The 20,123-nt window shown below is 39.3% G+C and carries 18 protein-coding genes and 1 tRNA gene; 8 read left to right on the top strand and 11 right to left on the bottom strand.

The window, feature by feature from the left end:
- Positions 1–42: 42 nt before the first annotated feature.
- Positions 43–2,478, top strand: coding sequence for a tetratricopeptide repeat protein (locus ACM03V_RS28815; RefSeq protein WP_414624263.1), 2,436 nt, complete (start codon positions 43–45; stop codon positions 2,476–2,478).
- A 55-nt stretch (positions 2,479–2,533) separates the two neighbouring features.
- Here the strand turns inward: ACM03V_RS28815 and ACM03V_RS28810 are convergent, their stop codons facing one another.
- The 6 genes from ACM03V_RS28810 to ACM03V_RS28785 all read right to left on the bottom strand — a co-directional run bounded on the left by ACM03V_RS28810 (position 2,534) and on the right by ACM03V_RS28785 (position 6,104).
- Complete coding sequence (locus ACM03V_RS28810; protein ID WP_414624236.1) at positions 2,534–3,292, bottom strand: nucleotidyl transferase AbiEii/AbiGii toxin family protein; 759 nt, start codon at positions 3,290–3,292, stop codon at positions 2,534–2,536.
- Complete coding sequence (locus tag ACM03V_RS28805) at positions 3,289–3,501, bottom strand: hypothetical protein (RefSeq protein ID WP_414624235.1); 213 nt, start codon at positions 3,499–3,501, stop codon at positions 3,289–3,291. The genes ACM03V_RS28810 and ACM03V_RS28805 overlap by 4 nt, the downstream gene beginning before the upstream one ends.
- A 35-nt stretch (positions 3,502–3,536) precedes the next feature.
- The gene (locus ACM03V_RS28800) at positions 3,537–3,941 is read right to left on the bottom strand and encodes a helix-turn-helix domain-containing protein (RefSeq protein ID WP_414624234.1); all 405 of its coding nucleotides are present in this window, start codon (positions 3,939–3,941) and stop codon (positions 3,537–3,539) included.
- 38 nt (positions 3,942–3,979) lie between these two features.
- Positions 3,980–4,264, bottom strand: coding sequence for a hypothetical protein (locus ACM03V_RS28795; protein ID WP_414624233.1), 285 nt, complete (start codon positions 4,262–4,264; stop codon positions 3,980–3,982).
- Positions 4,265–4,423: 159 nt separating this feature from the next.
- Entirely contained in the window at positions 4,424–5,473 is a 1,050-nt protein-coding gene (locus ACM03V_RS28790) for an ABC transporter permease (protein ID WP_414624262.1), read from the bottom strand.
- A gap of 112 nt (positions 5,474–5,585) precedes the next feature.
- Positions 5,586–6,104, bottom strand: a complete 519-nt coding sequence (locus tag ACM03V_RS28785) for an adenine phosphoribosyltransferase (protein ID WP_414624232.1) — start codon at positions 6,102–6,104, stop codon at positions 5,586–5,588.
- 916 nt (positions 6,105–7,020) lie between these two features.
- On the opposite strand from ACM03V_RS28785, the gene ACM03V_RS28780 reads away from it, so the two are divergent.
- Both ACM03V_RS28780 and ACM03V_RS28775 read left to right on the top strand, forming a co-directional pair.
- Positions 7,021–7,647: a DUF3038 domain-containing protein gene (locus tag ACM03V_RS28780; protein WP_414624231.1), complete on the top strand. Its 627-nt coding sequence runs from the start codon at positions 7,021–7,023 to the stop codon at positions 7,645–7,647.
- On the top strand, positions 7,644–9,062 hold the full coding sequence (locus ACM03V_RS28775) for a DUF4335 domain-containing protein (protein WP_414624230.1): 1,419 nt from the start codon (positions 7,644–7,646) through the stop codon (positions 9,060–9,062). The genes ACM03V_RS28780 and ACM03V_RS28775 overlap by 4 nt, the downstream gene beginning before the upstream one ends.
- 230 nt (positions 9,063–9,292) lie before the next feature.
- On the opposite strand, the gene ACM03V_RS28770 is transcribed toward ACM03V_RS28775, so the two are convergent.
- The gene (locus ACM03V_RS28770) at positions 9,293–11,560 is read right to left on the bottom strand and encodes a transglycosylase domain-containing protein (RefSeq protein ID WP_414624229.1); all 2,268 of its coding nucleotides are present in this window, start codon (positions 11,558–11,560) and stop codon (positions 9,293–9,295) included.
- A 449-nt stretch (positions 11,561–12,009) separates the two neighbouring features.
- On the opposite strand from ACM03V_RS28770, the gene ACM03V_RS28765 reads away from it, so the two are divergent.
- On the top strand, positions 12,010–13,095 hold the full coding sequence (locus ACM03V_RS28765; protein WP_414624228.1) for a hypothetical protein: 1,086 nt from the start codon (positions 12,010–12,012) through the stop codon (positions 13,093–13,095).
- Between the two features lie 189 nt (positions 13,096–13,284).
- On the opposite strand, the gene lspA is transcribed toward ACM03V_RS28765, so the two are convergent.
- Positions 13,285–13,764, bottom strand: a complete 480-nt coding sequence (lspA, locus tag ACM03V_RS28760) for a signal peptidase II (protein WP_414624227.1) — start codon at positions 13,762–13,764, stop codon at positions 13,285–13,287.
- A gap of 280 nt (positions 13,765–14,044) precedes the next feature.
- On the bottom strand, positions 14,045–14,632 hold the full coding sequence (locus tag ACM03V_RS28755; protein WP_414624226.1) for a biotin transporter BioY: 588 nt from the start codon (positions 14,630–14,632) through the stop codon (positions 14,045–14,047).
- A gap of 625 nt (positions 14,633–15,257) precedes the next feature.
- On the opposite strand from ACM03V_RS28755, the gene pstS reads away from it, so the two are divergent.
- The 4 genes from pstS to pstB all read left to right on the top strand — a co-directional run bounded on the left by pstS (position 15,258) and on the right by pstB (position 19,346).
- Positions 15,258–16,394, top strand: coding sequence for a phosphate ABC transporter substrate-binding protein PstS (pstS, locus tag ACM03V_RS28750; protein WP_414624225.1), 1,137 nt, complete (start codon positions 15,258–15,260; stop codon positions 16,392–16,394).
- Between the two features lie 111 nt (positions 16,395–16,505).
- Positions 16,506–17,474 carry a phosphate ABC transporter permease subunit PstC gene (gene pstC / locus ACM03V_RS28745; RefSeq protein ID WP_414624224.1) on the top strand — a complete coding sequence of 323 codons (969 nt, stop codon included), beginning with the start codon at positions 16,506–16,508 and terminating at the stop codon, positions 17,472–17,474.
- A 19-nt stretch (positions 17,475–17,493) separates the two neighbouring features.
- Positions 17,494–18,381 carry a phosphate ABC transporter permease PstA gene (pstA, locus tag ACM03V_RS28740; RefSeq protein WP_414624223.1) on the top strand — a complete coding sequence of 296 codons (888 nt, stop codon included), beginning with the start codon at positions 17,494–17,496 and terminating at the stop codon, positions 18,379–18,381.
- 158 nt (positions 18,382–18,539) lie between these two features.
- The gene (gene pstB, locus ACM03V_RS28735) at positions 18,540–19,346 is read left to right on the top strand and encodes a phosphate ABC transporter ATP-binding protein PstB (RefSeq protein WP_414624222.1); all 807 of its coding nucleotides are present in this window, start codon (positions 18,540–18,542) and stop codon (positions 19,344–19,346) included.
- A gap of 112 nt (positions 19,347–19,458) precedes the next feature.
- Here the strand turns inward: pstB and ACM03V_RS28730 are convergent.
- Both ACM03V_RS28730 and ACM03V_RS28725 read right to left on the bottom strand, forming a co-directional pair.
- Positions 19,459–19,529: transfer RNA gene (locus tag ACM03V_RS28730), tRNA-Gly, on the bottom strand.
- A gap of 62 nt (positions 19,530–19,591) precedes the next feature.
- Positions 19,592–20,123, bottom strand: a 532-nt coding sequence (locus ACM03V_RS28725; RefSeq protein WP_414624221.1) for a hypothetical protein, incomplete at its 5' end; no start/stop codon positions are given.

Below are 20,123 nucleotides of genomic sequence, written 5' to 3'. Positions count from 1 at the left end.
GGTGCTAAAAACTTTGTAGGAAGACAAGTTGAACTAGTAGAAATTCATCAGAAATTACACCAAACCAATACTCTAGCAATTTCAGCGGTTGCGGGAATGGGTGGTGTGGGTAAAACCGAATTAGCGACGCAGTACGCACGTAGACACGAAAATGATTATCCAGGAGGTATTTACTGGATAAATGCCAGAAGTGGGAATATTGCAGCACAGATAATTGGGTTTGCTTTAAATTTAGGTTTGCAAGTTCCTCAGAAAGATTTTGACGATAAACCTTTGAGTATTCTTGAGCAGGTAAAGTGGTGCTGGCAAAATTGGCAACCACCCGAAGATTTAGTATTGGTAGTTTTTGATGATGTAATTAATTTAGATGGTTTTGCTGAAATCTTACCCACAGATAGCCGCTTTCGGGTTTTAGTCACAACTAGATTGCGAAATATCGACACCAATATTGAGGAAATATCCCTCGATGTATTGTCAGCAGAAGAAGCTTTAGAATTATTAATTAATATAGTTGGTGAAAAGAAAGTAAATAAAGAATTAGCAACAGCCCAAGAACTATGTAAATGGTTGGGATATTTACCTTTAGGGATAGAATTAGTCGGACGGTATTTAGTTAAAAAACCTCCCCATTTTACTTTAAAGAAAATGCTGGAGCAGTTGAAACAGCAGCGACTGCATCAAGAAGCGATGAATCCCCAGCAAAAAAATTTAAGTACCGCACAACTTGGGGTTTTAGCAGCATTTGAAATCAGTTGGGTGGAATTGAATCAGCAAACACAGGAGCTTGGTGCATTATTAAGTCTATTTGCAGCAGATATTTTTGTTTGGGAGTGGGTAGAATCTACAGTTAAGTATTTTAATAAAATAAAAGCCCAAAAATTCAAGTTTCAAAGGTTGCTTAATTTTTTCATACCTTGGCGTAAAAACTCCACTTCGTACCAAGGCTACACTGATTCTGAAGTTAAAATAGCGATCGAGCAACTTTATCAACGTCATTTGGTGCAGTGTTTAGAAGAAGAAAGCGAATATTATTATAAAATTCATCCCTTGATTCGCGAATTTTTACAGATTAAGTTACAAGCATCTGTACAAATCAACGACTTAAAACAAGCATTTACCAGCACTTTTATTGAAATTGCTCAAACAATTCCCTATTCAGCAACCTTAGAGGATATAAATTCAGTCAAAAACGCTATTCCGCATTTAACAGAAGTCGCGGAAAATCATCTTGATGCAGTTAGCGATGAATATTTAGGTTGGGCTTTTAGTGGTTTAGGGAGATTTTACGAAGGACAAGGTTTATATTCGTTAGCAGAACCTTGGTATCAGCAATGCGTTTCGGTAATAAAATCCCGTTTAGGAGAAAATCATCCCGATGTTGCAAGTAGCTTGAACAATTTAGCTCTACTCTACTCTTCTCAAGGAAGGTACGAAGCAGCAGAACCTCTTTATCTTCAAGCTTTGCAGTTAAGAAAACAGCTACGCGGAGAAAACCATCTCCACACTGCAAACAGCTTGAACAATTTAGCTTTACTCTACTACTCCCAAGGTAGGTACGAAGCAGCAGAACCGCTTTTTCTCCAAGCTTTGCAGTTAATAAAACAGCTACTCGGAGAAAACCATCCCCAAGTTGCGATGAGCTTGAACAATTTAGCTGAACTTTACCGCTCCCAAGGAAAGTATGAAGCAGCAGAACCGCTTTATATCCAAGCATTAGAGTTATATAAACAGCTACTCGGAGAAAATCATCCCGACACTGCAATGAGCTTGAACAATTTAGCTGCACTTTACAAATCCCAAGGAAGGTACGAAGCAGCAGAACCTCTTTATATTCAAGCTTTGCAGTTAAGAAAACAGCTACTCGGAGAAAATCATCCCGATGTTGCAACAAGCTTGAACAATCTAGCTCGACTCTACTACTCCCAAGGAAAGTACGAAGCCGCAGAACCTCTTTATCTCCAAGCTTTGCAGTTAAGAAAACAGTTACTGGGAGAAAACCATCCCGACGTTGCAACTAGCTTGGACAATTTAGCTTCACTCTACTACTCCCAAGGAAAGTACGAAGCAGCAGAACCGCTTTATCTCCAAGCTTTGCAGTTAAGAAAACAGTTACTGGGAGAAAACCATCCCGACGTTGCAACTAGCTTGGACAATTTAGCTTCACTCTACTACTCCCAAGGAAAGTACGAAGCAGCAGAACCGCTTTATCTCCAAGCTTTGCAATTAATAAAACAGCTACTCGGAGAAAACCATCCCGATGTTGCTAGGAGCTTGAACAATTTAGCTGCACTCTACCGCTCCCAAGGAAAATATGAAGCAGCAGAACCGCTTTATATCCAAGCATTGGAAATTGCCGATCGCACTTTGGGTACAAATCATCCTAATACGGTGACTATTCGCAATAATTTTGAAGATTTACGCGCACAACAGTTAAAAGTATCTGTACAGCAACAGCAAACAAGTGGGGATGATTCTTAGTTAGGAAATTTGAAGTGGTTTTTAGGAACATAAAATTATGAATAATTTTAATTTGTCACGAATCAAGTAAGTCATCAAAAATATCATGTTGCTCTTGAAAACTTCTTTGTATTTCAGGTAAATCTAAATCTGCTGAAAGTAAATCAACTCCATCAATAATTTTAGGTATTTGATCTCGATCAATTTGTAAGTTAGTAAAACACTTTTCCCTATAATCCGGTCTGTTTTGAAAGTTTTGTATAGTTCGTTTTAAAGGTCGTATAACCTCATAAGCATTTTCAGCTTTATCAATAGAAGATTGAGGAATTGGATAATTTAATCTAAGAACCGCTAAATCAATTAAATCTCTAGCTTGTACGCTATCATCGATGTATCGGTCAGAATTTGATAATAATTTAGAAGTAAAACAATCAATTAAACTTAAACATGGAACAGACGACCATTGTGTGTATCTTGGTAAATCTAATTGAAAACGAGTTTCCGCAATAATTTCCATTTTGATAGCTACATTATCTACAGAAACTATCATCCGAATACCATACTGGTCGGTTGTAGAACGTCCGATTTTGATTTTACTTAAATCCCGAAATAGTATCTTATGTCCACTATCAAAAATCTTTGTTCGTAAATATTTATAACCTCCCGTACTAACAGAAGATAAAAAATCAATATCATTACTATATCGGTACTCTTGAAAATCAAGAGCAAGAAGGGTTCCACCACCAAAATAAGTAGAGCCTTCCTGAAGAAGTTCACAATCTAAACATTCAAGAATTGTCAGAATTTTATTGTGGTGGTCTAATTTAAAGCTCATAACTCAACTTTCAACCAGGAATCATAAACCTCGGCAATTTTCTTAATAAATTCAATTTCATCACTCTGAAGATTATTAAATAAATTTTTATATTTCCAACCACGTTCATAACAACCCAGCATTTCTTCTGGAGTAAACTGATAAACATTAACAGTCTGCCAACAAATTGATTCTAAAAAAGGTAAGTACGAGGGAATATTAGCAATCATTACACCTGTTTGTTGATATCTATTAATTGTATAATCTACTCATTTAAAAATAAACTCGAATCAACATGAAATAAATTTCCCAATTCTTGAGCCTGTTGTGAAGTTATTTCTAATTCACCATTGATAACTTTATCAACTACCTCAAGGAAACCAAAAACTTGTACTAAACTTTCCTTTTTAATATCCTGTGCTTCCATCAAATGAAGCATTCGAGAACAAGGTGTAGATTTATTTAACTGATAGTGTTTATCTTCAAAATCTTCAATTAATTTGACTAATAAGTCTAAAATCGTATTTTCTTCTGTTGTGAGATTTTGACGTGCTAACAATTCCTCTACAATCTTTAAAAATTCCTCATTCTCCGGTTCTGTCTGGATAATTCGAGGTTGATATTTAGACAGTAATTGGCTATAAATTTCTGAATTAATAGTAAGGGTCATTTTTCTAATTACCAATTACCAATTACCAATTACCAAATTCAAGTTTGCAATAAAAAATCAATGTTAGGTAACAACGGATCTGTTACCATACCGATACCATTAAAACTCCATCTTTGAAGTACAGTTTTTAGCTGAGTACCTGAAACAGTTTCTACACCGAGACGGTTCGCTAAATCGCCAGCATGAGTATTGATATAGCTCAAAGCATCAAAATTTTCACGAAATATCAATACAAAACTAGAAGCATCATCTTCATTAGGATGTGCTGCCAAATAACGACCATCAGCTTTAGATCGAATTAAATAATACGTTTCAGATAACATAAAAAGAGTTAGGAGTTAGGAGTTAGGAGTTATGAGTTAGGAGTTAGGAGTTAGGAGTTAGGAGTTAGGAGTTAAGAGTTAGGAGTTAGTAATTTTCTTTCTTCCAAATTACCAATTACCAATTACCAATTACCAACTACCAATCCCCAATTTCCCAACTTAAGATTTCCCAAGAGTAATCCGAGGATCGGCAATTTTAAGCAATAAGTCTGCTACTAAATTACCAACAATTAACAATACCGCGCCCATTATCAAGCTAGCCATTAATACATATAAATCTTGAGAGCTTACTGCTTGCAAAGTCAATCTGCCCAAACCGGGCCAATTGAAGAAAAATTCCGCAATAAAAGCACCACTTAACAAAGCTGATAATTCAAAACCCAATAAGGTAATTAACGGGTTAATGGCATTACGAAGCGCGTGAACGTAGATAACGCGATTTTCTGGTAAACCTTTGGCGCGGGCTGTTTGAATGTAATCTTGACGCAATACATCCAATAATTCACCACGAGTAATCCGCTGCAAACCAGCAAAACTAGTGATACTCAAAGCGACGGTGGGTAAAATCATGTGCCAAAGAATATCAATAATTTTTCCCAAAGGTGAAAGTTCGGCGTGATAAATACTTGTCATACCTCCAACTGGGAACAAAGGGGAAGTAATTTGAGCAAAAATCAGCAGCAACAAAGCTGTAATAAAGCTGGGAAAACCTTGTCCGGCATAGCTAATTACTTGTAAAATTCTGTCAGTTGCCTGGTTTTGTTTCACGGCAGCAAAAATACCCAAAGGAATGGCGATCGCCCAAGTGCAAATCAAGGAAGCAAAAGCTAAAAGCAAAGTCGCCGGTACTCGTTCCCATATCAGTGAAGCTACGGAACGCTGATAGACAAAACTTTCACCAAAATCACCTGCGGAAATAATTCGCCACAGCCACAAAAAATACTGAATGTGCCAAGGTTTATCCAAACCAAACTGTTGTTGAAGCTCTAAAATTCTTTCTGGAGAAATTTTAGGGTTTTGTCGTAAAGTGTCTAAATAATCCCCTGGAGCAAATTGAATAATTGTAAAAGAAACTATCGACGCTAAAAAAATTGTCAGCAGCGCCTGTAATACTCGTTTGACAATATAAAGAAATGTTTCGCTACTTACTATTTTAAGCAAAGAATCTCGACTTGATTCCCAAAAACTTTTTGACGTTGTTGCAGTCATAGCACCATGATTTAAGGTTAAAGGTAAAGATAGAGGGGGAAGAGTGGGTAGCATTTTTGAATTAGTACTATTAACTCCTAACAACTAACCACTAACCACTAACAACTAACTATTAATATTCCATAAGAGTAACAATTGGCACGTCTGGCAACTTTTTACGGCCTTGTAATTCTTGTAGCTCGATGATGAAGGCAAATCCGACTAATTCGCAGCCTACCTTTTGAATAAGTTCGGCTGTAGCGCAAGCTGTTCCACCCGTGGCAATTAAATCATCGGCAATTAAAACTCGGCTACCGGGTTGCAAAGCATCCTGATGGACTTCCAAAGTATCCGTACCATACTCTAGTGCATATTCAATTGCATGAATTTTAGCTGGTAATTTGCCTTTTTTACGGACGGGAATAAAACCAGCTTCTAATTTATATGCTAAAGGTGTCCCAAAAATGAATCCTCGCGACTCCATTCCTACTACAAAATCTGCTGTCATCCCAGCATCAATACATTTTTGCGTAAATAAGTCAATCGTGTATCTTAACCCTTGGGCATCGCGCAGCAAAGTAGTAATATCTCTAAACATAATTCCGGGTTTAGGGAAATCAGGAATATCGCGAATTAAAGATTTCAAATCCATAATATAGAAAAGTCTACAATTAGTACTGCCATTAAACCCTTACCCTACATCTTACTGGTGGGGAACCGAAACAGTGGCATAGTTATCAATTGACTATAGTCATTCCAATTAATTTCTGTAGTTCCTGCAAGATAGCGGACACTCCGAGCCATCTGTTTTTTATTTGTAATCACTATATATTAAGTAAGCATATTAAGCATTAAAGACTTTTTGCATCCGATAAAATATCTTATGGCTAAGAATTATCGAGAGAAAACGGTTATGATTGGTCGGTTTTAATCGTTTATTTTTAACGTTTCTTTAGTATATGAGGTCTAATATATAACGTCGGGGAAATTTTGGCGATGGAGGTGAAAAATTAGTAGATCGGTATTATTACAAATGACTTTACGCACCATATCGCGGCAGAATAATGAAATTGACAACTCCGTGTAGCCATTAAAGTTAATACGCAATACGCCGCTCCCCATACAACAAATAAGTACATTCAGATGTATGGTTATTGCAACAAATTGTTGACGTTAGCTGTAAATAAGAACCCATAAAGGTTTAGGCTATAGTGGAGCTAACTGCGTCCGGAAAGGCAAAGGCTATTGAACGTGCAGCACTTCTGACGGCTCGCATTTATAAGAATCCACGCGAACTATCGGGGTTGCGATCGCCCGTTGGCGCAGTGAGTCGTTAGACTAAGGGCGACTGATGGCCTATCGCACTACCCAAATTGCAAACGGGTGAATTAATAATGCTTTTAAACTTCGATTTTCGGTATACGGAAACCTTGGATATGAAACAGTAATTAATGTATATATCAGGCAGTTGTATTACTGCCATATGCCAACATATTAATATTTGGCTACCATAGTTTAATTAATTTTACTTATTTTTCTAAGACAGCAGCCCTACAAGGAACTGATAAATGAATGTTTCCGCTCCCTCAACGCCGATAAACAGTTCGGCAGAACAAGATTTACCAATGATTCTGGACACCCTACCCGATCCAGCAATAGAGGCTTCGGGATGTCCTCGTAGAACCAGACAACAAATCGACCTTATTCTACTCGCAATTGAAGCTTTGGATCTTGGCGGTTCTGAAGCCATTTTGGCATTTGCTCAAGAATTGGATCTTAAAGGTATTATCAAGGATCGAGTCAATTTATGGCGGATGCGTAGCACTAATCCTTTACGTAGAGCTAATATTCGTCGTCCTTTAACCATTATGGAAGCAAAAGCTTTAGTGGTTATTTCTTGCTATTTGGCTAGACGATTGACGGTTGTGATTCGTCAATTGTTAATGATCAATCAACAAATGGTTGAAAAGCAAATTCCCTTGGAACAGAATTTGCGTCTCTCTACTTATTTAGAACGATTTCGAGCGCATTTTAGAAGCCGCATGAATAAAAGACGTTCTGGATTAATGGCACTTGATTCTGATGAAAAATTAAACGAACTGGCGATAAATTTATTAGCACAGTTACTTTTCTGTACGGGAACAGCCGGAATGCAGCGCTTCTGGATTAGTCTTTTTGATGGTGAAGTCGAATGAATATTCAACGTAAATATAGTTTACCTAATTGCACGCTACTTTTAGAAGGTTTAAGCGATGCTTCAAAAACCACGCAGTTTCAGGAAATGCGCCCGGAACTGTCTATTCTGGTAAATGCAGAATGTACTGTATCTGGCTACACTCAAAGCCTAGCGGGTGGTAGGGATTTTTTTGAAAGTTTGGTTAGAGCGGTTAGTGCCTATGCTCAAGAGTTTTTGAGTAATGTTTCTAACCCGCAAGCGCATAACTCCGAATCGGAATTAGTGCAGTTGGAAAAAATTAATGCCAATAGCCACAAATTAAAAGTACTCTCCGACATTGCTGCGGTCGAATTAAATAATGGTAGCAATGGCAAACAGACAGTCGAAGTTAATTTGAATTCAGTACAATTGTTCGATTTGGTCGAAGCGGTCGATCAATTTTTTGCGGATACTCAAACTTTACCAGAATTAACGCTAGAACTACAACCTGTTGCTAGACCTCATGGTGCCGTTAATGGTGCTTTACTCCAACAAGCAGTACCGGCAAGTATTGGACTTGGCACTTTAGCTGCTGCTGCGATCGCATTTAATTTAATGCCAGCACCAGAATTTAGAGAACCAGTCGAAGCAAAAAAAACCGTTGAGTCTTCTAATAATTCCAACGTTCAACCAAAAACCGAAGGCAATAAAACTCAACCAAGCGCAACCCCGAATAATACAGCATCAGATAATACACCGCAACAACAAGTAAGGGATTTAGAAAAACTTCTAGGTTCAGCCCCCGAAATTAAGAATGCATCGCGATTGCGCTCTTTAAACACTCAAGTATACGGACAACTCAATCAAGCTTGGCAAAGTCGTCAAGGATTGGAATCTGACCTAGTTTATCGCGTAGGCACTGCTGGTGACGGCGCGATAATTGGTTACAAAGCAATAGATGGAAAAGCCAACGACGCTATCGAACAAACTCCCTTGCCTAAAGTACTTTACAGCCCTGCAAACAGTAGTGCGATCGCCAACGAACCAATTGCCCAATTTAAAGTAGTTTTTAGACAAACGGGAGTACTAGAAGTTAGTCCCTGGTTGGGATACGTCAATAAGTCCGATAATTTAGGGACAAATATTCCCGACCAAAAAGTACTTTCTAATCTAAATCAAAAACTATCAGCATCTCTAAACCAAAATGCTGGAACTAATACGACTTATAAGGAAGATTTAAAATATCGAGTCGCGGTTAAGCAGAATGGAACTATCGCCGACTACGAACCCCTAAATAAAGCAGCCTTTGATAATTTCCGACAAACACCCATTCCTAAATTATTCCAAGGCGATAACACCACCAATACAGATAGTAAAGAACCCTTGGCTCAATTTCAGGTGGAATTCAAACCAGGTGGGAAAGTCGAAGTTACACCTTGGCAGGGCTATCGGTAGTTGGGATGGGGAGATGGGGAGATGGGGAGATGGGGAGATGGGGAGAAATAAAAATTTCTAGCACCTAACTCTTTAGAAAAATATTTTCAACTCTTAATTAAAGATTTTCAATCCAAAATCCCGTACACTTGCTACAACGAAGGAAAGCTCCGCAACGCAGTGTACTCAGAATCCAAAATCTAAAATAAAATCTCCTAACTCCTAACTCCTAACTCCTAACTCCTAACTTTTCACCTTACAACTTTACCCATATAGCTTCCCCATAACTGAGCGGCTTGAGCGCTGCTACCAGAAGTGGGAGAATTATCATCGTTTCCTAACCAAATACCCGTAGCAAGTCGCCTACCGGGGATAACGCCAATAAACCATAAGTCAACATTTTTATCTGTGGTGCCGGTTTTTCCACCTTCTCCAAATCCAATAGCAGCACCGCCTCCCGTACCCCTTGTAATTACTTGACGCATCAAATCGGTCATAGTATTTGCTACGCCAGCTCTCAAAACTCGCTTGTTGGCTTCTCGATCTTGATTGAAATCATAAATTACGCGGCAGGTTGTTAAATCATCGCGGTTTTTGCAGTCGCTGCTGTCAAGAATCCGTTTAATGGCATGGGGTCGATTCCATACGCCCCTATTACTAATAGTTGCGAAGGCTCCAGTCATTTCTAATACTGTAGTTTCGCTTTGACCTAGTATTAACCCCGGAACAGGATTAAGTTGCGATCGCACTCCCATACGTTGTGCCATTTTGACTACCTTATCTAACCCAACATCTTGAGCAACTCGCAAGGCGATGGGGTTTTCGGAAAGAGCAAATCCGGTAGAAAGAGTTAAGGGAGCAGTACCACTTCTACAAGGTTTATATCTAATACCCTGCCAACGTACAGAAGTACATCCATAAGTTCTTCCCGTCGAAATTCCTTGTTCGATCGCGGCGGTGTATGGGAAAACTTTAAAGGTCGAACCGGGTTGTCTTTTAGCTTGAAATGCACGATTAAACTGGCTGGTGGCAAAATCACTACCGCCAACCATTGCCAAAATACCGCCCGTACTCGAATCAAGAGTAACCATAGCTCCTTGAGAAAACCCAAAACTTGCTCCGGCAGTTTTAATATGGTTTTTTAATGAAGTTTCGGCTTCAGCTTGAATTTTTGGGTTTAACTGAGTTTCAATAATAAAATTTCCTTCAGCGGCCAAGTCTTTTCCCAAAATAGATTCAAGCTCGTTAAATACATAACTGTAAAAATAAGGAGCAATTCTTTTGGCTTGACGCTCGCAAACCTTAGAACTGACTTCAACCGGCGAACGTCTGGCGCGATTATACTCATCTTGCTTGAGGTTGCCGCTCTTCTGCATACGAAACAAAACGCGGTTGCGGTAACTGATAATATTGCGCCTGCTTTGAGTATCGCCGCAAAAATTAAAACCGTTAGGAGCGGGTAAGATTCCGACCAAAGTAGCAGACTCCGCAGCCGTTAACTCTTTGGCTGATTTATCAAAATAATACCTTGAAGCATCCTCAAAGCCTGAAGTATTTACTCCTAGATAAACCCGGTTAAGGTAGCTAAGTAAAATTTCGTCTTTACTGTAAAACGTTTCTAGCTTTAACGATACAATTGCTTCGCGTACTTTACGTCCTAAAGAATCTTGTCTACCTACATAATCCCGGAATAAACTGCGAGCTACTTGCTGAGTCACCGTACTAGCACCTTGTTGAACATCACCGCTACGGGTATTAATTAACACGGCTCGCAAAATACCGTAGGGGTCAACACCGAAATGCCAATTAAAGCGGCTATCTTCCGAAGCTACTACAGCTGAAGCTAAATAAGGTCCAAAATCGGACAGTTTTTTCAAATCTACGTGAGCGGTGGTTCGAGGCTCTTGTAAAGGTGTTTCACCATCACCAGCGTAAACCACCACTGGTCCTTGAGTCGCTGCGGGTAAAGGTCGCACGGAGAATTTCAGCCACTCTACGCCAATTACCAACATCAGCAAGGCACTAACACCAGCAACTCCTAAACCCGCCCAAGTCGCAGCTTTAACGTAAAAGGGTGGAGGATCTGAATATTGTAAACGTACCGAAGCCGCTAATTCCGGCGGTCCTAAAGTTAGAACATCACCGTGACGCAATTCCAAAGAATCAACTCTACGTTTGCCTCGATAAATGCCATTAGTTGATTTTTCATCCTTAATGACAAAAACCGGCTTGCGTTGAGACGAATCTCGCGATAGCGACAGATGAATTTGGCTGACTACCGGATTTCGGACAACAATATCGCAGGATTTAGAACTGCGACCGATCGTATAGCGATCGCCAAGCAAGGGATACATTTGAGCGTTCGTTGCTCCAGCTTCTTGAACCCAAAGTTCTGGCACTCTAGCATTGGGCTTGAGTGCCAGCTTAGAAAAATCGACCTGAGCTTGAATTGTCTGTACTGCTTGAGTCAGTTGACCAAGTAAAGTTTGCGGCTTTTTAGGGGGTTGAGGGGAACTCATGGGCTATTCACACCACGGTTATTATTTAAGAATCGGGCAACATGCTGCCCTAAAATGCTGTTATTTCACCATTCTACTCACAAGAATATATGAAGTTTGGCGATACTGAATTGTTCCCGATCGCATATGATACAAAAACTACACTTAATTCTCTTAATTTAACGGTTATTTTTATGACAACATCATGATGATAATTGATTGACGGTTAATTTCTTAATTGTTTTCAAAGATTTGTTGGTTATTACTTTAGAGCTTTATCTACTGATAAATCTTGGCTATGGATACAAGTATATATATCAACTAATAGACTGCGAAAAAACGATCTAATATTTACATTTTTAATTATCAGAATATAAATTTCAAAAGACACATCCTCATTTAGACAGATTTTATAAATCCCTTTGTTTGATTTAATGGGCTTTGGTATTACTTTTGAGGAGTGAATAATTATGAAGGGCAAAATTTTAACCCTTATTGGTACAGCCTTGACTCTAGCACTAAGTAGCACTGTTACAGTTGCTCAATCGACTAAATTTCCTAGCCGAGACTTTCCAGAGCGCGAGGAGCCTACAAAAGTTTCACAATCTGATGGTGACACTCTTGTTCCAGCTGCGGAAGAAAAGCTGAAGCCAGATGCAATGAAAATTTTGTGTGAACGTTTTCCACTTAATTCTCGTTGCTCCGGCGCTCCTGAAGACTCAACAGAAGAAAGTATGCCAGCGGAAGATAGCACTTCCCCAGATAATAGTATTGAAACTACACCAGGCGCACCTCTTCCAGGTACAACTCCTGAAGGCATAACTCCAATGCCTGGTACAACTGAGCCAGGTACAACTCCTGAAGGCGTAGTAATTCCAGCACCAGGCGCACCTCTTCCAGGTACAACTCCTGAAGGCGTAACTCCAATGCCTGGTACAACTGAGCCAGGAGGAGAAATGACTCCAAGTGAAGATGATGCTCCAACAAATATCACTCCAATGCCTGGTACTCCTGAAGAAGAAGCAACACCAAGCGAAGATGATGCTCCAACAAATATCACTCCAATGCCTGGTACTCCTGAAGGAGAAGTAACTCCAAGTGAAGATGATGCTCCGACATATATCACCCCAGCACCTGACGGCGTAACTCCAGAAGCAACACCAAGCGAAGATGATGCTCCAATAAACATCACTCCAATGCCTGGTACTCCTGAAGGAGAAGTAACTCCAAGTGAAGATGATGCTCCGACATATATCACCCCAGCACCTGACGGCGTAACTCCAGAAGCAACACCAAGCGAAGATGATGCTCCAATAAACATCACTCCAATGCCTGATACAACTGAGCCGGGAGAAGCAACACCAAGCGAAGATGAAGATGATGCTGATACTCCGACATATATTACCCCAGCACCTGAAGGCTTAACTCCTGATTCGGATTCTCCCAGCAACATGAATCAGCCAGGAGGAACAACTCTTCCTGATTCCGATACCCCTAGCAGTACCGAAGAAACAACTCCTAGTGAAGGCGGAGCAGATATACTGGCTCCTCAGTAAGAGTCAAAATTCGATACTCATTTAGTAGAAAACTAAAAAATAAAGCTAAAAAAAATAAGTTCTGGTTTCTCGTATATTGGCAATTGGGTTTAAAGCTATACCTAATACCAATAATGAGTATCCAGAATTTTTTTTTGCCGAGCGATCGCTTGGGATTTCTCTAAAAATTTTTTCCTATTCTCTGCTTTCTTATTTTGATCGCGAAGAATGAGTTGGAGGTGTTTTTTGAAAAGAAGCAATTATTAAACAAGCAATACCAATATTAATAAATACATCTGCCAAATTAAATACTGGAAAATTGATTAGTCGAAAATCAAGAAAATCTACAACGTAGCTCAAGATAAAGCGATCAATACCGTTGCCCATTGCTCCACTTAAAATTAAACCGTAGCCCCATTGCTCCCAACCAAGTAAAACCGGAGTAAATAAAGCTAATGCTATCAATGCTATGCTCACCAATAAAGACAGCCAGCGCAACCACTCTACTTTCCCTGCAAATAGACTAAAAGCAGCCCCAGTATTTCGGACATAGGTAAAATGAAATACTCCTTTTATTAGTGGTTGTGTTTCTCCCAGACTAAAAGTTTGCATAACCCAGAATTTTGTCAATTGATCCAATACAAATCCTGTAATAGCAGTTATCCAAAAGAAGCGATTTTTTAAACGCATAAGGTATTATTTGTTGGTTGTTAGTTGTTAGTTGTTAGTTTTTAGCTGTTGGCTGTTAATAAAGTAACTAACTTTTACGCCAAAAAGAGGACAAGCGATACAAGCCAGTATTGCGACAGGTAAAAAATAATAATATGCCGATGGTTTTGAGCAAGTTTCATTTTACTATTTCGTGTTTATTGCAAATAAAAGGTTTTCTAGCTTTTTAATGTATGCTCTCCATCACTAATAGCCAGTTCCTTCCAAAAACAACCAACAACTAGCAACTAACAACTAACAACTAATAAAACATTAAATGTCGTAGAACGTATGCTACTAAGGTAACGGCACAGACTACAGCTAATTGCCCCGGTATTGCAAGCAATGAATATTTAACAATTGCTTCCAATAAGGACAAACTTTCCGTACCCTGCCAACCTAAAGCATAAGTAACGATCAAATAACAAATACCGCACAGATGAACTGTTAACAAGCCACAAATACAGCTAAATGCAAGAGTTTCTAATTTTGGTCTCGCTTTAAAGGCGAAAAAACCACAAATCCAAGCCCCTGGAATAAAACCGATTAAATAACCAAACTGAGAAAGCTTTACATAGCCGATACCCCCACCGTCAGCAAATACGGGCAACAAAGTTAAGCCCATAACTAAATAGGCTATTTGTGAAAGCGCACCAGCATTTTTTCCTCCCAAACAACCGACTAACAGCACCCCACCAATTTGATAGGTGACACCTAAAGAAAAAGCATGAATTCCTTGGTTACTCCAACTCCAAGGTAGGGCGGCAATATAGGCTTCTAAGAAGGTACCACCCATAGTTAGTAGTAAGCCAATCATTGACCATAATAATTGGTTGGATGCAGCTAGCATTTACAAGATACTCATACAAAAAGCGAAAAATAATGCTTTGCTATTTGTTGACTGGTTCACAAATATACTTACATTCCTATAAGCGAAACTTAGTTATTGATATCGCATCCTAGTTTAATGCGTCTAACTGCAAGTGTCCAAAATCTAATTCAAAACCATCGGCGGCACATAAAGCTAAAGTTTTTGTAACTTTATTGATATTGCGTTTACGCTCAATCTTGCACTCGATAAGAGGTCTTAATTTAGGCTTGTCTAATCAACTTAAAGCCTATATGCTGTTTGAATTCATTGCTCTACGTATTCAATGTCTACAGCCCTTCATCAGCATTAAAACCAGTTTAATCGGAATAGGCATAACTATTATTAGTCAGTTGTTAATCAGTTTGAACGCTAAAGTTTGAACGCAATAGATATGACATTTTCACTTTCAATACAAATGTTCTAATGTATGATTTGTTTCTTTTTGATGACGTTAGGAGTTTAAGATTTGTATCTCAACAATAAATATAAATTTCAGTCTAAATGAGTACAGAAAAACAATAAAACCAGACTTTGTTAACCTTCTCTTTACTGAATAGCAGTATATTATAAACGACACCTGCAAAATTACCCAACTTGCACATCCATGTTTTCTAATAAAATTGTAGTTAATAAGTCTCGTTTTGCCTCCTTGTTCTCAGTATTAGCACTTACTGTTACTTTAGGTGCTTGTGGCGGTGAAGGAACCGATACTGCTGGTGGAGATACTCCTGGTGCTACCGATGTTGCTGCTAGCGCCCCATTAGATTTAGGTGGAGACGTAACCTTGGATGGTGCGGGCGCATCTTTTCCAAGATTAATTTACGAGCGTTGGTTCAAGGATCTTAACGCTAAGTACCCGAATCTCCGCGTTAACTATCAGTCAGTTGGTAGTGGTGCTGGTGTTAGACAATTTATCGCCGGTACAGTTGACTTCGGTGCTAGCGACGTAGCAATGAAGGATGATGAAATCGCTCAGGTCCAAAGAGGCGTATTATTACTACCTATGACTGCTGGTAGTATTGTATTTGCTTATAACTTACCTGGAGTGGACAATCTAAAGTTACCACGTGCGGTTTATACCGATATTTTACTAGGTAAGATTACTAAGTGGAATGACCCCGCAATTGCTGCGGCTAACCCTGGAGTTAATCTTCCCGACCAAAATATTACAGTTATACATCGTTCCGATGGTAGCGGTACAACTTCTGTATTAACAAGCCACTTGAGCGAAGTTAGCCCAGCGTGGAAGAGCGGCCCTGGCGAAGGTAAGACTGTATCTTGGCCTACCGGAATTGGCGCTAAAGGTAATGAAGGTGTTACCGCTCAAATTAAGCAAACTGCTGGTTCTATAGGTTATGTAGAGTACGGTTACGCTAAAAATCAAGGTTTAAGTGCTGCGACTTTGGAAAATAAAGCGGGTCAATACGTTGTACCCAGCGATGAAGCTGCATCTAAAGCTTTGGGAGCTATTGAATTACCAGAAAATCTCCGTGCTTTTATTAGCGATCCAGAAGGAGATGAATCTTATCCTATCGTTACCTACACCTGGCTTTTGGCTTACAAGAACTATGACAATCCTGCTGAAGCTAAAGCAGTGGAAGCAATGGTTGAATATGGTTTGACTGAAGGTCAAAAAGTTGCTTCTGAACTAGGTTTCGTTCCTTTACCTGCAAATGTAGTTGAGAAAGTTGCTGCTGCTGCTGACACAATCAGCCCCGAGTACAACATTGCTGTAAAGTGATTGATCGCTGAAAATAAATCTTTCAATTGCCTAGATCGAGATTTGATTTTAGTTAAGGAATAATGTGGTTCGCTCCCACATTTTCTCTATTACATGGGTAAAGTTTTTTTTATGAGTACACCAGCCCGGAATAGACAAGCAGACGGTAAAAATCGCTCTGAAACAGATAGAACGCTCGATCGTAGCTTTATTTGGATAACGCGAATTTTTGCTTTTGGTATTGCTGCGGTCTTATTATGGATAGGTTTTCAGGTTGCAGTTCAAGGACTTCCAGCATTACAGGAATTTGGTCTGGGGTTTTTATTCACAACCGAGTGGAGTCCCAACCCTCCGAGAGTTGAATTGGGAATACTACCGTCAATTTACGGTACTTTGGCTAGTTCTTTTATCGGTTTGTTGATAGCCGTACCGATTGGTATTGGTACAGCAGTATTGTTAAGCGAAAATATATTGCCTGTGCAAGTCAGAACTGTATTCGTTTTCTTAGTAGAACTTCTAGCAGCGATTCCCAGTGTTGTTTATGGTTTGTGGGGAATTTTCGTTTTAATTCCTTTTTTAGGAAGTATCGGTACACCGCTTAACCAGTTTTTAGGCTGGATACCGCTTTTTAGACTTCCCGAATCGGGAGCAATTGGTGGCCCTGGGTTATTACCTGCTGGAATTATTCTGGCAATTATGACTTTGCCAATTATTACAGCAATTTCTCGCGATGCGCTGTCTTCCGTACCTAAAAGCTTGCGCGAAGCTGCTTATGGACTCGGATGTACCCGTTGGGAAACACTTTTGAAAGTGATTATTCCAGCTGCGTTTTCCGGTATTGTCAGCGCTGTAATGCTAGCACTTGGTCGTGCTATGGGAGAAACAATGGCTGTGACCATGTTAATTGGTAACTCCAACAGAATTAGTCCTTCCCTATTTGCACCTAGCAATACAATTGCTTCTTTAATCGCAAATCAGTTCGCAGAAGCTGGTGGTTTGCAAATCAGTGCTTTGATGTACGCGGCTTTTGTGCTGTTTGTATTAACTTTAATTGTCAATATTTTGGCAGAGTTAATAGTAATGCGAGTCCAGCGATTGTAATTTATTGGTGTGTTAAATCATGACTAGTTTTTCAGAGCAGCCACAGGGGTTTACACGCGGTAGCTTAAAAGGTTCTTCGAGTTCTAAGAGGACACTATTTAACAATGTAATGAATGGTGTCATATTTCTTTGCGGGCTTTTAGCTTTGTTGCCTTTGGGGCTGGTGCTTTCTTACTTGCTGATCAAAGGTTTCAGTAGCTTGAGCTTGGAGTTATTTTACAAATTGCCTCCAGCACCTTTGGATACAGGTGGTGGTTTTGGTAATGCCATTATCGGAACTTTGATAATGGTGGGAATTGGGGCTGTAATTAGCGTTCCGATTGGAGTTGCAGCAGCAGTTTATCTGACAGAATTTAGCAAAGGACAAACAGCTCGTTCGATTCGCTTCGCTACCAACGTTTTGAGCGGTGTTCCTTCGATTATTGCTGGTGTTGTTACCTACGGTATTCTAGTTGGAAGTAAAGTTACCGGATATTCTGCGATCGCCGGTGGTGTAGCTCTCTCAATTTTGATGTTGCCAATTATTGTTAGAACTACAGACGAAGCTCTACAACTAGTTTCTAATGATTTGCGGCAAGCTGCTGTGGGAATAGGAGCAACTAACTATCAAACAGTTTTGCAAGTAGTGTTACCTGCGGCTTTACCATCAATTATTACTGGCGTAACCTTATCTATTGCTCGTGCTGCTGGAGAAACTGCACCTCTAATTTTTACGGCTTTATTCTCCTTCTACTGGATCAGAGGCTTAACCGAACCAACTGCTTCTCTTGCTGTTTTGGTTTATAACTTTGCAACTTCTTTCGACCAAAACCAGCAATCCGTTGCTTGGGCTGCGTCTTTAGTTTTGGTACTAATGGTTTTGATTGCTAGTATTATTGCTCGCTTTACAACTCGCAGCAAATCCTAGTTAATTGCATGGAGAAAGTCAGACTTGGGTTCAATTGAATACAGTATAATTTTTCCCAAAATAACAAACTTCCCAAAATAATTGACGGGTATTAGAAAAGGCATTGACAAGAGTTACTTAACAACTTTGAAGCTTTCCGAGAAACAATTAACGTAATTATGACTACACATATTTCCACCGTGCAAGATACTCAAACTGTATTACGTACAGAAGCACTAAACGTTTACTACGGCAAATTTTTAGCACTTAAAGATATCTATATGGATATCCCTAAAAATCAGGTAACGGCTTTTATCGGTCCTTCTGGATGCGGTAAAAGTACTTTACTTAGATGCTTTAACCGTCTTAACGATTTAATTGACGTATTTAGGGCAGAAGGAAAAGTTTTGTACAACGGGGAAAATTTATATGCTCCTAAAATTGACCCTGTAGAAGTGCGTCGTAGAATTGGGATGGTATTCCAAAAACCAAATCCATTTCCCAAATCAATTTATGAAAATATCGCTTTTGGAGCCAGAATCAATGGCTTTAAAGGCAACATGGATGAATTGGTAGAAAGCTCCCTAAAAGGTGCGGCTTTATGGACTGAAGTTAAAGACAAATTAAACCAAAGCGGTTTATCCATATCTGGTGGACAACAACAGCGTTTGTGTATTGCTCGCGCGATCGCAGTTCAACCCGATGTAATTTTAATGGATGAACCTTGTTCTGCTCTCGATCCCATTTCTACTTTACAAGTAGAAGATTTGATTAAAGAACTTAAAGAGCAATTCACAGTTGTTATCGTTACTCATAATATGCAGCAAGCATCGCGAGTATCTGATATGACAGGCTTTTTTAACGTTCAAACTGGGGAAACAGGAGGTCGTACAGGTTATTTAGTAGAATATGACCGTACTGAGAAAATTTTCCAAAATCCCGAACAACAAGATACCAAAGAATATATCAGCGGTAAATTTGGTTAAATCCGAGATATTTCTGTGACGGGTAGCCATCAACTGTGCCGAATATAAAAAGATAACTCCTAAGTTTAACTTGGGAGTTGTTTTTGCTTTTTATTGTGAAATAACTGATAAAAGCGGGCGGCGGGAATCGAATCCGCATCATTAGCTTGGAAGGCTAAGGTTTTACCACTAAACTACGCCCGCATAATTTTTCCAACCCTAATATTATATTACATCTGTAGATAAAAATCAAGCCATTCAAAACTTTAATTTGAACTTTGTTGGATATTTACACGTATGGGTAAATTACTGAAATCGAGTTTATTACCGTTACTATCGGTTGCCGGAATAAATTTCTGATCGTTGAAAATTTCTTCGGCATATTTTCGATATTGTTCTTTCCGTGCTAAGTCGGGGGTTTCTATGTTCATTACTGATGCATTACCTTGATTATCAATTATCAGCCACACCAAAAAACTTCCTGGCTGAAAATTGCCATCTTGCGGAGGAGAAAGCGGGATATCACTACTAATTCTTTTTTCAGGTTTTGCAAGATTTGCTGGTTTAGCATCAAAAAAAGTATCAGTTTCTATATTCCAATCTGCTGTTAATATTCCACTGCTTTGGTTTGGTTGATTTTGAATTGGAGTTTGTGGAGCTTTTTGAAACTGTTCTGGTGGGGTTTTCCCTTGTGCATCAGTGGGAGCATCAGCTATTTTCTCGCCATCAAGAGGATTTTGCTGTTGTCTGTCAGCTAATTCTTGGGCTGCTTGTCTGTCAGCTAATTCTTGGGCTGCT

Source organism: Calothrix sp. CCY 0018 (assembly GCF_963920925.1).
GTDB lineage: Bacteria > Cyanobacteriota > Cyanobacteriia > Cyanobacteriales > Nostocaceae > Rivularia.
Note: the sequence above shows the minus strand (reverse complement) of the source record. Positions and strands in the feature narration are given on the sequence as shown.